General features: G+C 40.6%; 15 protein-coding genes. 2 read left to right on the forward strand and 13 right to left on the reverse strand.

Annotated features, from left to right (window positions below; genetic code table 11):
• The 4 genes from EWV84_RS22785 to gcvH form a co-directional block, all read right to left on the reverse strand.
• Positions 1–155: type IIL restriction-modification enzyme MmeI (locus EWV84_RS22785; RefSeq protein WP_353806912.1), on the reverse strand; the 155-nt coding region annotated here is incomplete at its 3' end.
• Between the two features lie 72 nt (positions 156–227).
• Positions 228–815, reverse strand: coding sequence for a hypothetical protein (locus EWV84_RS04810; protein WP_287076782.1), 588 nt, complete (start codon positions 813–815; stop codon positions 228–230).
• A 304-nt stretch (positions 816–1,119) separates the two neighbouring features.
• Complete coding sequence (moeB, locus tag EWV84_RS04815; protein ID WP_286823667.1) at positions 1,120–2,292, reverse strand: molybdopterin-synthase adenylyltransferase MoeB; 1,173 nt, start codon at positions 2,290–2,292, stop codon at positions 1,120–1,122.
• 159 nt (positions 2,293–2,451) lie between these two features.
• On the reverse strand, positions 2,452–2,847 hold the full coding sequence (gene gcvH / locus EWV84_RS04820; RefSeq protein ID WP_002737085.1) for a glycine cleavage system protein GcvH: 396 nt from the start codon (positions 2,845–2,847) through the stop codon (positions 2,452–2,454).
• Between the two features lie 176 nt (positions 2,848–3,023).
• Here gcvH and EWV84_RS04825 point away from each other — a divergent pair, with 176 nt between their 5' ends.
• Positions 3,024–5,732, forward strand: a complete 2,709-nt coding sequence (locus EWV84_RS04825) for a bifunctional acetate--CoA ligase family protein/GNAT family N-acetyltransferase (protein WP_287076786.1) — start codon at positions 3,024–3,026, stop codon at positions 5,730–5,732.
• A gap of 22 nt (positions 5,733–5,754) precedes the next feature.
• On the opposite strand, the gene EWV84_RS04830 is transcribed toward EWV84_RS04825, so the two are convergent.
• From EWV84_RS04830 to EWV84_RS04875, 9 genes are all read right to left on the reverse strand, one after another.
• Positions 5,755–6,735: an NAD-dependent epimerase/dehydratase family protein gene (locus EWV84_RS04830; RefSeq protein WP_287076788.1), complete on the reverse strand. Its 981-nt coding sequence runs from the start codon at positions 6,733–6,735 to the stop codon at positions 5,755–5,757.
• Between the two features lie 34 nt (positions 6,736–6,769).
• Positions 6,770–7,555, reverse strand: coding sequence for a glycosyltransferase (locus tag EWV84_RS04835; RefSeq protein WP_287076790.1), 786 nt, complete (start codon positions 7,553–7,555; stop codon positions 6,770–6,772).
• Between the two features lie 372 nt (positions 7,556–7,927).
• Complete coding sequence (locus tag EWV84_RS04840) at positions 7,928–8,599, reverse strand: class I SAM-dependent methyltransferase (protein WP_323801795.1); 672 nt, start codon at positions 8,597–8,599, stop codon at positions 7,928–7,930.
• A gap of 49 nt (positions 8,600–8,648) precedes the next feature.
• Positions 8,649–9,695, reverse strand: a complete 1,047-nt coding sequence (locus tag EWV84_RS04845; protein WP_287076793.1) for a glycosyltransferase family 4 protein — start codon at positions 9,693–9,695, stop codon at positions 8,649–8,651.
• A gap of 34 nt (positions 9,696–9,729) precedes the next feature.
• A complete protein-coding gene (locus tag EWV84_RS04850; protein ID WP_287076795.1) occupies positions 9,730–10,707 on the reverse strand; it encodes a glycosyltransferase family 2 protein in 978 nt (325 codons plus the stop codon).
• Between the two features lie 23 nt (positions 10,708–10,730).
• A complete protein-coding gene (locus EWV84_RS04855; protein ID WP_287076796.1) occupies positions 10,731–11,663 on the reverse strand; it encodes a class I SAM-dependent methyltransferase in 933 nt (310 codons plus the stop codon).
• 406 nt (positions 11,664–12,069) lie between these two features.
• The gene (locus tag EWV84_RS04860; protein ID WP_287076797.1) at positions 12,070–12,807 is read right to left on the reverse strand and encodes a Uma2 family endonuclease; all 738 of its coding nucleotides are present in this window, start codon (positions 12,805–12,807) and stop codon (positions 12,070–12,072) included.
• A 142-nt stretch (positions 12,808–12,949) separates the two neighbouring features.
• Positions 12,950–13,231, reverse strand: coding sequence for a DUF433 domain-containing protein (locus EWV84_RS04865; protein ID WP_287076799.1), 282 nt, complete (start codon positions 13,229–13,231; stop codon positions 12,950–12,952).
• 214 nt (positions 13,232–13,445) lie between these two features.
• Entirely contained in the window at positions 13,446–13,619 is a 174-nt protein-coding gene (locus EWV84_RS04875) for a PIN domain-containing protein (protein WP_287076800.1), read from the reverse strand.
• A gap of 57 nt (positions 13,620–13,676) precedes the next feature.
• Between EWV84_RS04875 and EWV84_RS04880 the strand changes: the two genes are divergently transcribed.
• Positions 13,677–13,736 (forward strand): helix-turn-helix domain-containing protein (locus EWV84_RS04880; protein ID WP_287076803.1); only part of this gene is annotated, 60 nt, incomplete at its 3' end.

Here is a 13,736-nt window from a genome sequence, read left to right on the forward strand (position 1 = left end):
TGCTCAAAACTGGCTACCCTACGCCGTGAAATGCCAAAGACATTAAAAAAATCATTCCAAAAAGATTGAGATTCTGCCTTTTCTGAAGTCTCTCCTTGCCACTCTTTTTGAAAAGCGATGGCGCGATTTTTAATTTCATTCCAACTTAAAGGCATAGTTTTAATTCCTTCCCTACCCCGCTAAGAGTTTGGGTAGGGAATCTGGCACATTCGTTGAAATAATCTTGATTAAGGTCTCTGGTCTTGATTTTGGGGATAACTGGGGAATAGATCCCTGGGGAAATCCTCGGCACTTAAACAGGTTTGTAAAGCTTGGGAGGGGTTATTTTTGTCCACATCACGACTGACAGCGATGACGCATTGGGAAAAGCGACCGGGTAATAAACTTTGACGACAGGAATCTAAAATCTGTGTAGAAATCCCTAATTTATCGGGTTCCTTGGCTGTTTCTGTTTCCGTTTGTTTGAGGGAATTAGCGGCAAACAAGGGGGCAGCGCGATGGATATCGACCACACAATTAGCTAGGTCGATGGGACGACGCACCTGAAAACAAGCTTGCAGAGCCAGATTACCATTGATCGGGGTTTTGGATTTAATCATCACCACACACCGGGATAATTCTTTAGGAATTAATGCTTCTGAACAAGCGGTGGCGGCATCTTGGGGACTGACTCCCGTGCCGACAATCTGACTGATACAGGCACTAAATTGATTATTGTTGCCAAATGCGATCGCTGCTCGGTTCATTTCTACTAAGCCAAGGGAAATAGCAGCGATCGCACTCCAACTAGCAATTTTTTTAATATGGTTTTTCATCGTTCGCTCACACCGAAGATTTTAAGGCTAACTGGCCTTGATCTTAACAGATTCACGGGCAATGGGGGAATGGGGTGATGGGGGAATGGGGAGAGGGAATTATAAATTATGAATTATGAATTATGAAGTGGGGTGATGGGGGTAGGAAATTATGAATTATGAATTATGAAGTGGGGTGATGGGGGGAAGAAATTATGAATTATGAATTATGAAGTGGGGTGATGGGGTGATGGGGAGATGGGGGAATTCGACTAATACCCCAAAACCCTAACACCCTAACACCCCAAAACCCTAAAACCCAAAATTAGTATTCTGGTACAGTGGAATCGACTTCGCGACTCCAGGCGCTGATACCACCTTTAACGTTAATTCCTTCGATACCTGCCTCTTTGAGGATAGCGAGGGCTTTAGCGGAACGTCCCCCCATCTTACAATGGGCGATGAGACGATAACCGTTGACTAATTCCTTAATTTTGGGAATTGCCGCACCATTTTCGATATCGGGTAAGGGAATTAATACCGAGTTGGGAATCTTAGCGATTTGGTACTCGTTGGGATTACGCACATCGATGAGAATGTAATCATTGGCCTCGCTGTCAAGTAGGGTCTTTAACTCTACTACGGTTATTTCTGTCATTTTTTGCTGTTCTGCTGCTTCTTGTGCTTGAGCTTGCGGGATACCGCAGAATTGTTCGTAATCAATTAGTTTTTCAATAACGGGACGGATGGGATTCGGTCGCAATTTTAACTCACGGAATTTCATTTCCCAAGCATTGTAAAGCAGTAAACGACCACTGAGGGTATCCGGTGCGCCGAGGATAATTTTAATGGCTTCTGTGGCTTGAATTGTGCCGATTACTCCGGGTAAAACTCCTAAAACGCCGCCTTCCGCACAGGAGGGAACCATCCCCGGTGGTGGCGGTTCGGGATAGAGATCGCGGTAGTTGGGACCGCCTTGGTAGTTAAAAACGGTTGCTTGTCCTTCAAAGCGGAAAATTGAGCCATAGACGTTGGGTTTGTCGAGAAGAACACAAGCATCATTAGTCAGATAACGGGTGGGGAAATTATCTGTCCCGTCGATGACTACATCATAGGGAGCTAAAATGTCAAGGGCATTTTCGGAACTTATGCGGGTTTCGTACAAATCCACCTGACAATAGGGGTTAATTTCTAGAATTCTGTCCTTAGCGGAAACAATTTTCGGTTTACCTACCCAAGAAGTGCCGTGAATAATTTGACGTTGCAGATTGGAACTATCGACGATATCGAAGTCAACAATACCGATTCTACCGATGCCAGCCGCCGCTAGATAGAGTAAAAGCGGGGAACCGAGTCCTCCGGTGCCGATGCAGAGAACACTGGCGGCTTTTAGTTTTTTTTGACCTTCTAAGCCCACTTCGGGCAGAATAATATGTCGAGAGTAGCGTTGAACCTCCTCTTTGGAAAGTTCGATCGCCGCGAGATGAGGATTTAGCATAGATTGGGTAAATAGTGAAACCTGACTCGATTCGGGCAAGAATTTCGTCTCAGCACGCTTTAGAGACAAAAATCAGGAAGACTCGATCGCTTCCTGTTTTTTCAATTCTTTCTATGCTTATGATAGTGTGAGGGTCTGGCTCCCTGTTGTTAATATTAGTTAACTTTCCCCTGCTACTTGGGCGCGGTATTCACTAGCGGAGAGGGTATCAGCCAAGGCAGTATCGGGATTTTCTACCCGCACTTTTAATAACCAACCCTCCCCGTGGGGATCATCGGCAATTAATTCGGGGGAGTCAATCATCGCTTGATTGCGATCAACTACGGTTCCCGATACGGGAGGATAAAGATCTTCTACCGCTTTTACCGATTCAATCGTGCCGAAACTACTACCTACTTCCAGCGCCTCTCCCAATTCGGGCAATTCTAGAAACACGATATCACCCAATTGATCGACGGCAAAAGCACTAATTCCCAAGGTAGCGATTTCACCTTCGAGTCTGACGTATTCGTGGGTTTCTAGGTATCTCAAATCCTCGGGATATTCCAGTTCCATCGTCTGTCTCTAAATATTTACAGCATCAGTTAGTTTACTAGATCTCTTGGGGAAAATGTTGATCGGGTGGGGCTGTTTTATACTAAATCCTGTTTGAAAGGTATAGAGAGTGGGAAGTGGGAAGTGGGAAGTGGGAAGTGGGAAGTGGGTTTTTAAAGTTCTTGGGAGCGTCAATTATGTTAAATTCCATCTTAGCTCCTCGTGGTGGCGAACATCAAACCATAAGAGCCTTTTTTGAGCCAAAAACTATCGCTGTGGTGGGATTTAATCGCCAAAATCCCCAACTCGATCGCACTCTTTTAAATAATCTCCATCATAATCCCGGTCAGCGCCGCCTTTATCTAGTTAATCCTCACCCCGAAAACTGGCTCGATCTTCCCAGCTATAGCAGTTTACCAGATATCCAGGCGGCGATCGATCTGGTAATTATCACCGCCCCCGCTCCCGAAATTCCCGCTATTATCGCCCAATCTGTCGAAAAACAGGTTAAATGCGCCCTGATTCTCTCCACGGGTTTTCGGGAAACCGGCCCGATGGGGGAAAATTTACTCAGGGAAATTAAAGCGATCGCTGGTCAAAAATTACGCATCATCGGTCCTCATAGCTCAGGAATCAGCAATCTAAGCCAAAATCTTAACGCCACCTTTTCTCCCATCTTGCCGAAAACTGGTTCAATTGCCCTGATTAGTCAAAGTGGTGCGATCGCTGCTGCCGTGCTTGATTGGAGTTTAAGCGAAAATGTCGGTTTTAGTCACTTTATCTCCCTCGGAGTCCTTTTAGATGTGGATTGGGGCGAATTACTCTATTATTTGGGAGACGATCCCCAAACCAAAAGCATCGTTATCTACCTGGAATCCCTGAATAATGCCCGCTCTTTTCTGTCCTCGGCCCGAGAAGTTGCCCTAAATAAACCAATTATCGCCATTAGTCGCCACAGTACCGACTTTGACCCCACTGCTCTTTCCCATGCTGGTAAATTGACCAGCGATCAACTAACTCTCTCCGCTGCCTTTGCTCGCTGTGGCATCGTGGAAGTACAAAGAATGGCCGATCTCTTGAATATCACGCAAGTTTTAGGGAAAATTCCCCGATTTCCCCGGGGAAAACGCTTGACAATCATCAGCAATGGTGTTGCTCCCGCTCTTTTAGCGGCCTCGGCTTTACTGGCGGAAGATGGACAACTGGCAACCCTTACCCCCGCAACGATCGAGCAACTAGCACCTCTTTTTCCGGCGGATATTGTCCCCCAAAATCCCATCGATCTGCGTCGCAGCAGCGATCCCGATAGCTACGCTCGCGCCCTAGAGATCGCTTTAGCGGATGCACATACCGACGCGGTGTTGATGATTCTCTCGCCTCGCTTTAACACCGATCTGCGAGCAATTGCCCGTAGCATCGCCTCAATCGCTCAAAATAGCAAAAAACCCATTTTAGCAAGTTTGATGGGGGGAGAGGGCATTGCAGAGGGAGTAGCGTTATTAAATCAGCAGGGTATCCCCACCTATCGCTATCCCGATTCGGCGGCCCGGGTGTTTAATTTGCTCTGGAAATATGAAGAGAATCTCCGCGGTCTTTATCAAACGCCAATTTTAGCCAATTCTCGGGAAAATGGCTCCGATCGAGTTTTAGTTAGCCAGATTATCGAGCAAGCAGGGGATAGAACAATTCTCAGTGAGTCAGAGTCTTTAGCTATACTCAAAGCTTATGGAATCCCTGTTATTGTCACTGAAATTGCTGAAAGTGCCGCAGAAGCAGTTAATCTCGCTGAATCTCTCGGTTATCCCTTGGTGATGAAACTGCATTCCCAGACGATTATCCATAAAAGCGCAGTGGGTGGGGTACAATTGCCACTTTTTTCCTCTATAGCAGTCGCGCAAGCATATCAGGCGATCGAAGCTAATGTTAGCGCACAAGTGGGTCGGGAGCATTTTCTCGGGGTGAGTATTCAACCAATGTTAGAGATCGATCGAGGATATGAGTTAATTATCGGCTCTAATTACGATTATCAGTGCGGACCGGTGATAATTTTCGGTACTGGTGGCCGTTTAGTCGATATTTTTCAAGATTACGCCACCGCTCTACCTCCTTTAAATACTAATCTCGCGCGCCGACTTTTAGAAAAAACCAAGATTTATCGGGCTTTTCAGGGACTAAATGGGCTTAAATCGCTTAATTTAGCGAATTTGGAGCAAATAATCGTTAAATTTAGTAACTTGGTCAGTGAACAACCTCGCATTAAAACTATCGATATTAATCCCTTTTTTGCCGATTCAGAGCAATTGATCGCCCTTTCCGCTTCTATCCTTCTTCATCCTCCAACTACACCCCCAGAAAAGTTATCTCATCCGGCAATCCGTCCCTATCCCGAACATTATATAGGGCTTTGGACGACAAAAAGAGGCTTAAAGGTGCTAATTCGTCCGATTCGGGCAGCGGATGAGCCTTTAGTGCGACAATTTCACCATTATCTCTCGGAAGAAACCATTTATTATCGTTATTTTCACCTTGTCAATCTCGATCGCCAAACCGCTTATGATCGTCTTACGCGCATTTGTTTTATCGACTACGATCGAGTAATGAGCTTAGTGGTAGAGATTAATAACGATCAGACGGAAGAGCGAGAAATTATCGCTATAGGACGCTTAAATAAACTGCATGGCGTTAATGTGGCGGAATTTGACCTATTAGTTAGGGATGACTATCAAGGTCAAGGAATTGGTACAGAATTGCTACAGCGTTTAGTCACTATTGGCAAAAAGGAAAGATTAGAGGCAATCGAAGGGGAAATTTTAAGGGATAACCGCGCTATGCAGATGATAGCGGCCAAAGTGGGGTTTTCTCTCCATAAAACCCCCGATTTTGTCAAAGCGGAACTTGAATTATGAAGTCTTTTTGACAAGCTGATCACTAATTTTCTGGCTGAATTGTTTGGGCTAATCCTTGCTCTAAAGTAAAGGGAGGTTGCCAATCCAGGGTTTTTTGAATATATCTAGAGTCAACGGCAAGAGAACCAAGCAAGCGATCGATATTATAGGTGTTAAAAGGGAGATTTTTCCCTGTTATGGATTCTACCCTATCACCTAGATAACCTAAGAATCTAAGTAAGGTAGTGGGGACGGGCAGCAATCGACAGGGTTGTTGAATTTGTTGAGCAATGAGTCGAATTAATTGGGGAGTCGAAACAGCTTGGTTATCGCTAATTAAAAAGATTTGATTAACAGCATTAGGATGATCTAAACAGGTAATAACGGCAGCAACTAAGTTACCCACAAAGACAAAACTACGGCGATTTGTTATTGCACCAAAAGGTAAAGGTAATCCCCGTTTAATTAGTTTCATCAAGCGCTCCATATTGCCCGGATTACCAGGACCGTAAACCAGAGTAGGACGAAGGATTATCCAAGTCATGTTACTATCTTTGGCAAGGTTAATTAAAGCTTGTTCTGCTTGCAGTTTACTACGACCATAGGGACTATCGGGGTGACAAGGAGAATTTTCTGTGAGTATCCTATCGCTTTGAGTTGTCATCGCACCGATAGAACTGATAAAAATAAAGTGTTTAACTCCTGCTTGAATTGACTGTTGAACCAAGTTAGCTGTACCTTGAGTATTAACCTTAATAAACTCCGCTTCTGGATTGGGAATAGTTTCGTTGATAATATGAGCGCGGGCTGCTAGATGGATGACTATATCAATTCCCTGTAGTGCTTCTTGCCAATCAGTTTTTTCATCGATATTACCAACTTTAACTATTCTTATTGGTGTAGATAAGGAGTGAGATAAATTCTTTCGTACTGCTGCAGTAATCTGGAATTTATGCTGAGATAAAATTTGCAGAAGATAGCTGCCGATAAAACCTGTTGCACCCGTGACTAAAATGTTTTTCATAAAATTATTTTATTAATTATGTTGTTAACCTAATTTACCAAAATTTCCAGCCATACTTACTAAAATAATAAAATGCTGATTGAATAGTCACCCAAGTCAATTTAAGAGATTTTTGCGAACCTCTAGCCCAGTAGTGATAAATATAGGTATTGGGATAAAATACAGACCTATATTTTTCTGCCATTCTCAAGGTTATATCTGCATCTTCTAGATACATAAAAATGTTTTCATCAAAATAGCCAATTTCTTCTAAATATTGACGACGAAACAGCATAAAACACCCAGACAAATAGCAAACGTCGATAATTTTATCATAACCAGTTTCCCTCATTTCATACCAGTCCATATATTTTTTAAACATCCCCTGACTAGCTAATTGCTTCGGTATAAATCTTCTCATAAACAGTGCCAAAAAAGTTGGGTTCTGTTTACAAAGATATTGTATTTCACCGTGGGGATAAAGTATTTTAGGCTGAATTAATCCAATATCTAAATTATGTTCTAAGTAATCTATTAGTTCTAAAATCGTCTTGCTATCAAAGTATATATCGGGATTCATTACTAGATGATAATCATACTTTTTAGACCTAGCAATAGCTAGGTTTTGAGCTTGACTAAAACCAACGTTATTACCATTATTGAAGTAATAATCTATATCGTATTCCTGAAAATTATCGAATATTTTTTTGAGTTCATCAGTAGGAGAATTATCTACTACTGATAAATTAATTTCTATTGGTGTGCTGAACAGAGATTTAATTGCTTGAATAACTATCTCTGGGTCATTTTTGTAAAGGACAAGGGAGGCCGTAAGTTGCATAAGTATCTAAAGCTATCTTTTACTAAAAAGAGTATCCAAACAGTTCTATATCTTCCTTGAGATGTTCACTAATAATATTTTTGGTTTCTTGGTTATAATAACTCCTGTAGTCTCGCTGACGTTGATAATTTTGATTGACGCTTGCTAGTTTTACTTCCGGTAACTTAAGCAATTCTAGTATTTTCTCATAGTCTTTTTGTCAAGTTTCAAATATAGTTAAAATATTCTCAGTCATTTAAGATAAATTTTCTCAGAGATTTCTCCAAAGAAGACCCCGCTACTTTGGGATTATGGATAAAAAGAAAGTTGTATTTGCAGGAAATTAACATTTTATTCTCATCTCCAGTTGATTTTTTAGTGACAGTCATAGAACTATATTTTTTTGGCTATAATAACCTTCTGATCTTCAATTACATTGCGACCCGAGTTTACCAGACGTATTTCAGCGTGAAAACCATAACTTTCTAACCGCTTAGTTATATCCAATCCGTAATTTCTGAAGGCAAGAACTCTTCCCTGTCCTCGAATCTGATCGCCATGATACTCAGGTTCAAGTTGATGTATGATAGTCCCATCAGGCTGCAAGAAACATCTTTCAACTGTCTTCGGGTTATCTAATAAAGGCACGGTAAAGATAAAGTATCCATCTTTTTTTAGGACTCTGTAAATTTCAGAAAAACCCTTGCTGTCATCAGGAACATGCTCAAAAACTTCGGTGGAAGTCAATAAATTAAAAGATTCGTCGTTGAGAAGAAGATTTTGAACGTCTTGACAGACAACAGAGTTCTTCATCAACCCTAGAGGTACATCATCAAAGTATTCAGAAAAGTATAAATTCTGAAATTTACCTTTTAAGAATTTATACAAAGCTCCGCGAGAAGACAACTCGTAAACAGATGTACTGGTTGAAAAGTTTAGAGAGTCAATTGTCAAACCAACTGCTCTATGAATTTTAGTAGATCTACAGTTTAAACAACGAGTACCAAAATATCCTGGATGTATCCGAACCACCACAGAACCGCACAAATTACAAATCCCAATCATCTCAATAGAGCCTCCTTTTATTTTCATATATGGTTATAGTTCATAGTGGCTAATTAGCATCAATTAAATTTTTGTAATCCTGACAGTAATTGTAACACATACTTTCCAAAGAAAAAAGTTTTTCGGCTTTTAACTTAGCCAGAGAAACTTTGTCTTTAATTTCATCTAGCATAAGTATTTTGTTGTTCAAGTCGTCTATATCATCAAGCTGAAAAAATGTTACTTCATTTTCTCGAAAGATTTCCCTAAATGTCGGAATATCAGAACAGATAATCGGAATTTCTAAATTAGCTGCTTCCACTAGAGCTAAACCAAATCCTTCCGAGCGAGATGGAAAAACAAAAACGTCAATATTAATCGCGGTTTCCCAGGGATTTTCTCGATAGCCTGTAAAAACACATCTTTGAGCAACTCCTAGTTTTTCTGCCAAGAGTTGCAATCGATTAATGTCTTGAGAGGTTCCCCCTATTGCTATCAGATGGTACAGGGTATTTTTCTGTAATACTTGGATAATTTGCTCCACTCCTTTTCTTTTATTTAGGATAGAAACTGTACCTATTACAATTTTATCTCCAGTTTTTATATCACTGCCTTTGATTGTCTTTCTACTGTCATATATTTTTTTTATTCCATTGTAAATTACAGTGGTATTTTTATAGCCAAGTCCTTGATAGTATCTTTCCATTGTCTGACTTATGCAAACTGCTAAATCTAATTTTCGGCAGGCTAGGTTCCATAAATTTCCCCATATATACCCTAGTAGAGAGCCTTTGTCGTAGCTGAGTTCATCGACGTGATAGCCATGAATGGTTGTAATCTTTATGCCCTTAATCTTATGGTAATTAATGGCAAGGTACAGATCGGGTTTTAATCCATGGGAGTGGACTATATCGTAATCTTTTAATTCTTGACAAAAGCCGTTGAAACTTATTTTTTGAACAGGAGCATTAAAGCTGAGGCATTTTTCTTGAGAATTAGTTTCACTGAAGTAGAATACCTTCACCTCATGCTCAGGACAAAAACTATTAGACAGCCACAGGGGTATTCTTGTTAAGCCACTATCTTTGAGACGAGGAATAATATAAGCGATTTTCATATATCGTATTTGCTCTCAACTTTCATTACTGCCATTATGCCGGATTATTTTTAACAAATGTAGTGATTCGCAGTTGTCGCTTAATATATCGCATCATTACTACGGCAAAAGAGAGCAATAATTCTAGTTTTGACTGCATTAAAACTTCCTTTCTAGCTCTAAATTCTTCCCGCAATGCTAATTTTATATCTGAGGAGCGACCACCCAGTAAAAATTCAGCAGTGGCATAATCAAATTGTTTGGGTTTTGATAATTGAGTAAACCTGAGCCAAAGATGGTAATCCATAGCACATTTATAATTATTGTCAAACCCATTTACTTCTTCTATCAAAGCTCGTTCAGAAAAAACAGTTGGATGGGGAATTGTATTTACTATGTGAAGTAGTTTTTGACTAAATTTAGGAGGACAGAAACAACCCACTATAGCATTGTCTGTAGGACTTCTCAGTAGTTGATTACCGAAACACCATCGCCAGCCTTCTGAATTATAAGATGAAACCACTGACAACAGGGTTGTGTCAGCAGCAAATTTATCCCCTGCATGTAAGTGATTAATTAGAATTCCTGTTGCTAAACTTATCCCTTTATTCATAGCGTCAGAAATTCCTGCATCTGGTTCGTTTACCCAATAATCAATTACTTCCTCATACTTGCGTATAATATCAACTGTACCATCTGTAGAACCACCATCTATAATGATATACTCAACATTATTGTAAGTCTGGCTAATAACACTCTGAATTGTCTGCTCTAAGTGCTTTTCTCCATTAAAAACTACCGTTATAATAGTAACCAAAGGAACTGCAAATTTTTCCGATACCTCACTTGTCTCCCTGTAGGACTGCTTGAAATATCCCTTTGTTCTTAATCCTCCTTCTCCCCTGCCTTCTGGATTTGGTGGCAAAAATAAATGAGATTGCACTTTTGAGGAAGGAGTGTTAACAATAACTGGCATCTCCATAGTCATCAGACGAGTTGTGGAAAATTCATTATTAAGATTAATTGTTGTCATAATTTTTTAATAGTAAGTAATCTTCAAGCAATCATCCAGAAAGAACCAGGTAATCGATCTTCATTATAAGCATTAATATTGTCCATAAATACATAATTTTTATAATAAGATACCATAGATAAGGATGCCAACACTTCAAACTTTTTGTTAAATTGTAGAAAGGTCTCTAAAAAGTATTGCTCATTCCAGTATCGCGATTCTTTTAGATTCCATTCGATGGGATAATCATAGGGAAAAAATATATCATGAATATGAACTAAGACTCCTGTTTGTAAACGGGGATAAACTTGAAGAAATTCAAACTCCACATCACTGCCAGACTTAAACACTTGACTAGAATCAACGAACAGAATATCATTGGCTTGCAGGGATTCAAAAACAGACAAATCTACGGCTTCTACTTTCTGGGTAAGCAAACTAAATTCTAGAAAATCTTTACTAACATTAGCAAAGTCTTTTAAAAAATCTTGAGGATAAGGCTCGATCGAGATCAGTTGTGATTTTTGGTGATTTTCTATAAAATTCATTCTTAAAGCTGCGGCGATAATTTTAGTGCTACCACCTGAGCCAATTTCAATTACCTGAGACGGTTTCTTTTCTCTGACCATAGCATAGAGTAATTCTGCATCGCCACTAATGAGAGCAGAACTATCTTCGGAATAACCAAATGCTGAAAAAATTTCTTTATTGTTAAATTCCAAGCCATATTTTTCTAGTAAATACTTAACCAGTTCAGTCTGCTTGTCTAGATGCCATTCAATTGAGCTAAGAGGCCTTTCTTTACCCGCATAGGTCATAATTTCCTGACGGTTGGGTATCGGCTGATAAAAATGGTCAGTAATTAGGGTGTAGCCCATATTTCTTAAGAGGGGATTGAATATTTTTCTGGCTAGGGCAAATTTAATATTTTTTCTTCCCTGTTCGCTTTGCATACGGTTAAGTAATTTTTTCAACATTGTCAACCTTTATACTACTAATATTTACTGCCCTGTTTTATCGTCAAAGCCAACTCGGAACTGGCATCCTTGACCAAACTATTACTAGCTGGTTGTTTCCTATTAAATCTTGAGAAAATACTGCTACGGCATCGTGTTAGTCATAATAGGAAATGTAATTATTCAAGCGGTTCAAGACCAGATTCAATAAGCATATAGGCTACATCTTACCTGATGATCAACTTCTTGTAAAGAAAATTTTAACCAGCTTCCTCCCAGAAAGCAAACAAGAGTTTTCTAGCGTTATTTGTTGTCTATGCTTCATATCCCTATCCTATTAGCTTTCTGGATCGTCATTATAGACAATCTTCTCAATCCTTAATAATTCAACGGGACTATTGGTTACTAGCCAATCAATATCATGGATTTATTCGGGCAAATCTCCAAAACGCTCTCGATAGCGTTGAAGCAATGCTTCTAAATCCTCAGCCCGCATTCTTTCCTGTTGGGCCCGCATTCTCTCCTGTTGGGCCCGCATTCTTTCCTGTTCGGTTAGCTCTGACTCCGTGGGCAGTAAATCGCCAGCAAAAGTCGCCCAACGCAACCACACTGCCTCGACTCCCTTATACTCCCCTTGCCAGCGTACCAAGGACAACCCTAGTCTTTGACTGAAAAATCTTTCTCCCTCCTCTAGAGATAATGGCTCGTAGTTGCCTTCTCTGAGGATAAAACCTGCCCAGTCTTCAGGATTAAAGGGATCGTACCAGAAATATTCTGGCACTCGCAAACGGTCCTGATAGATGGCTTTCTTTTCAGTTTTATCCTGTGGAGCGGTACTTTCGGAAAGGAGTTCGATAACCACGTCGGGAGCTTTCCCTTCTTCCCAAACCACCCAACTTTTTCTTTCCGCTTTGGGAACCCCCAGGACAGCAAAAAAATCGGGTCCGCGAAATTCCTCGCTTTTTAACTGTGCGGCACTGAAATAAACGAACATATTGCCCCCCACATAGCCATCTTCCCTAGCAGCTAACCAGGGTAACAAGGCATCAATCAGGATATCCATCTGTAGTTTATGTCGTTGGGTTTCCATGGGAACGCCGTCATCACAGGGCAATTCATCTTGGGTGGGCAGTGAAGGTCGAGAAGGGGCAATAGTGGAAGTCATCGGAGCTACACTGGTGATTAGACTTATGGGGCTTTTTCCTCTAGCACTAGGGAAAATAATCTACTGGCTAGAATTGAGATGGGGGCAAAATACTATGGTCATTATAGCCTTCTTCTAGGAAATTAGATTTTTTAAACATATATTATAGGCTTGAGCTGCCTTCAATTTTTGGTACAGCAAAGGACTCCTTTTCACCCTTTTTAAGATAGGCGTCGACAAGCTCTCGATTGGCCAGATAGAAAGCGATCGCACCATAAACCTGTTCGAGGGAAAGGAGTGGGAAATTTTGGGCAATGCTTTCGGGGGATTCTCCGTTCAAGAAAGAATAGACAACTGAATCAAGAGAGATACGAGTTCCTTCGAGGCAATATTCTTCTTCTCGTTGCTCGATGTACTGTTTTGTCGGAATGGAGGCTAATTTCATAGGAGCAATGTTGCTGTTTAGCTAAAAGGATAGAGGATAAGCTGTTTATTTTGGGGTAATCCTAAGAGATGGCGAGCAGTATTTTTCTCGATTGGTTTATATCTTTGAATATCTAAGCTATTGGCAATTACTTCTATCCGTAAATCCTAAAATAGAGGACTATTTCTAACACAATCTGCTAATCATCGAATCCTACATTTGAGGCAGTCCTCTTTCAATTCTTCTCTTCTGAATGGAAATATAAGTGGACTCTATCTGATGTCCAAGTTGGAACCCCTGTTCCAAAGAAATCTTGATCTTCCGTCCAGATCGGGCAGTTAAAAAGAAGTGCGGTTGCTAAAATCGGCCAGTCATCGAAAATTTTGGGTCTGAAACCCCGTCGTTTCACGACGGCTTTACCGTTAAATACTAGCGCATTTACCAAATATATGCTAAAATGTGAGACATGGAAAAAGCCTATTGGTTTCGATTTTACCCCACACCCGAACAAGAGTCGCTATTGCGG

The sequence above is a fragment of the Microcystis sp. M_QC_C_20170808_M3Col genome (genome assembly GCF_007095505.1).
GTDB lineage: Bacteria > Cyanobacteriota > Cyanobacteriia > Cyanobacteriales > Microcystaceae > Microcystis.

Excerpts from the sequence above, each read along its gene's own strand:
- EWV84_RS04810 (WP_287076782.1), bottom strand. The coding sequence starts at position 815 with ATGAAAAACCATATTAAAAAAATTGCTAGTTGGAGTGCGATCGCTGCT.
- moeB (WP_286823667.1), bottom strand. The coding sequence starts at position 2,292 with ATGCTAAATCCTCATCTCGCGGCGATCGAACTTTCCAAAGAGGAGGTT.
- gcvH (WP_002737085.1), bottom strand. The coding sequence starts at position 2,847 with ATGGAACTGGAATATCCCGAGGATTTGAGATACCTAGAAACCCACGAA.
- EWV84_RS04825 (WP_287076786.1), top strand. The coding sequence starts at position 3,024 with ATGTTAAATTCCATCTTAGCTCCTCGTGGTGGCGAACATCAAACCATA.
- EWV84_RS04830 (WP_287076788.1), bottom strand. The coding sequence starts at position 6,735 with ATGAAAAACATTTTAGTCACGGGTGCAACAGGTTTTATCGGCAGCTAT.
- EWV84_RS04835 (WP_287076790.1), bottom strand. The coding sequence starts at position 7,555 with ATGCAACTTACGGCCTCCCTTGTCCTTTACAAAAATGACCCAGAGATA.
- EWV84_RS04840 (WP_323801795.1), bottom strand. The coding sequence starts at position 8,599 with ATGATTGGGATTTGTAATTTGTGCGGTTCTGTGGTGGTTCGGATACAT.
- EWV84_RS04845 (WP_287076793.1), bottom strand. The coding sequence starts at position 9,695 with ATGAAAATCGCTTATATTATTCCTCGTCTCAAAGATAGTGGCTTAACA.
- EWV84_RS04850 (WP_287076795.1), bottom strand. The coding sequence starts at position 10,707 with ATGACAACAATTAATCTTAATAATGAATTTTCCACAACTCGTCTGATG.
- EWV84_RS04855 (WP_287076796.1), bottom strand. The coding sequence starts at position 11,663 with ATGTTGAAAAAATTACTTAACCGTATGCAAAGCGAACAGGGAAGAAAA.
- EWV84_RS04860 (WP_287076797.1), bottom strand. The coding sequence starts at position 12,807 with ATGACTTCCACTATTGCCCCTTCTCGACCTTCACTGCCCACCCAAGAT.
- EWV84_RS04865 (WP_287076799.1), bottom strand. The coding sequence starts at position 13,231 with ATGAAATTAGCCTCCATTCCGACAAAACAGTACATCGAGCAACGAGAA.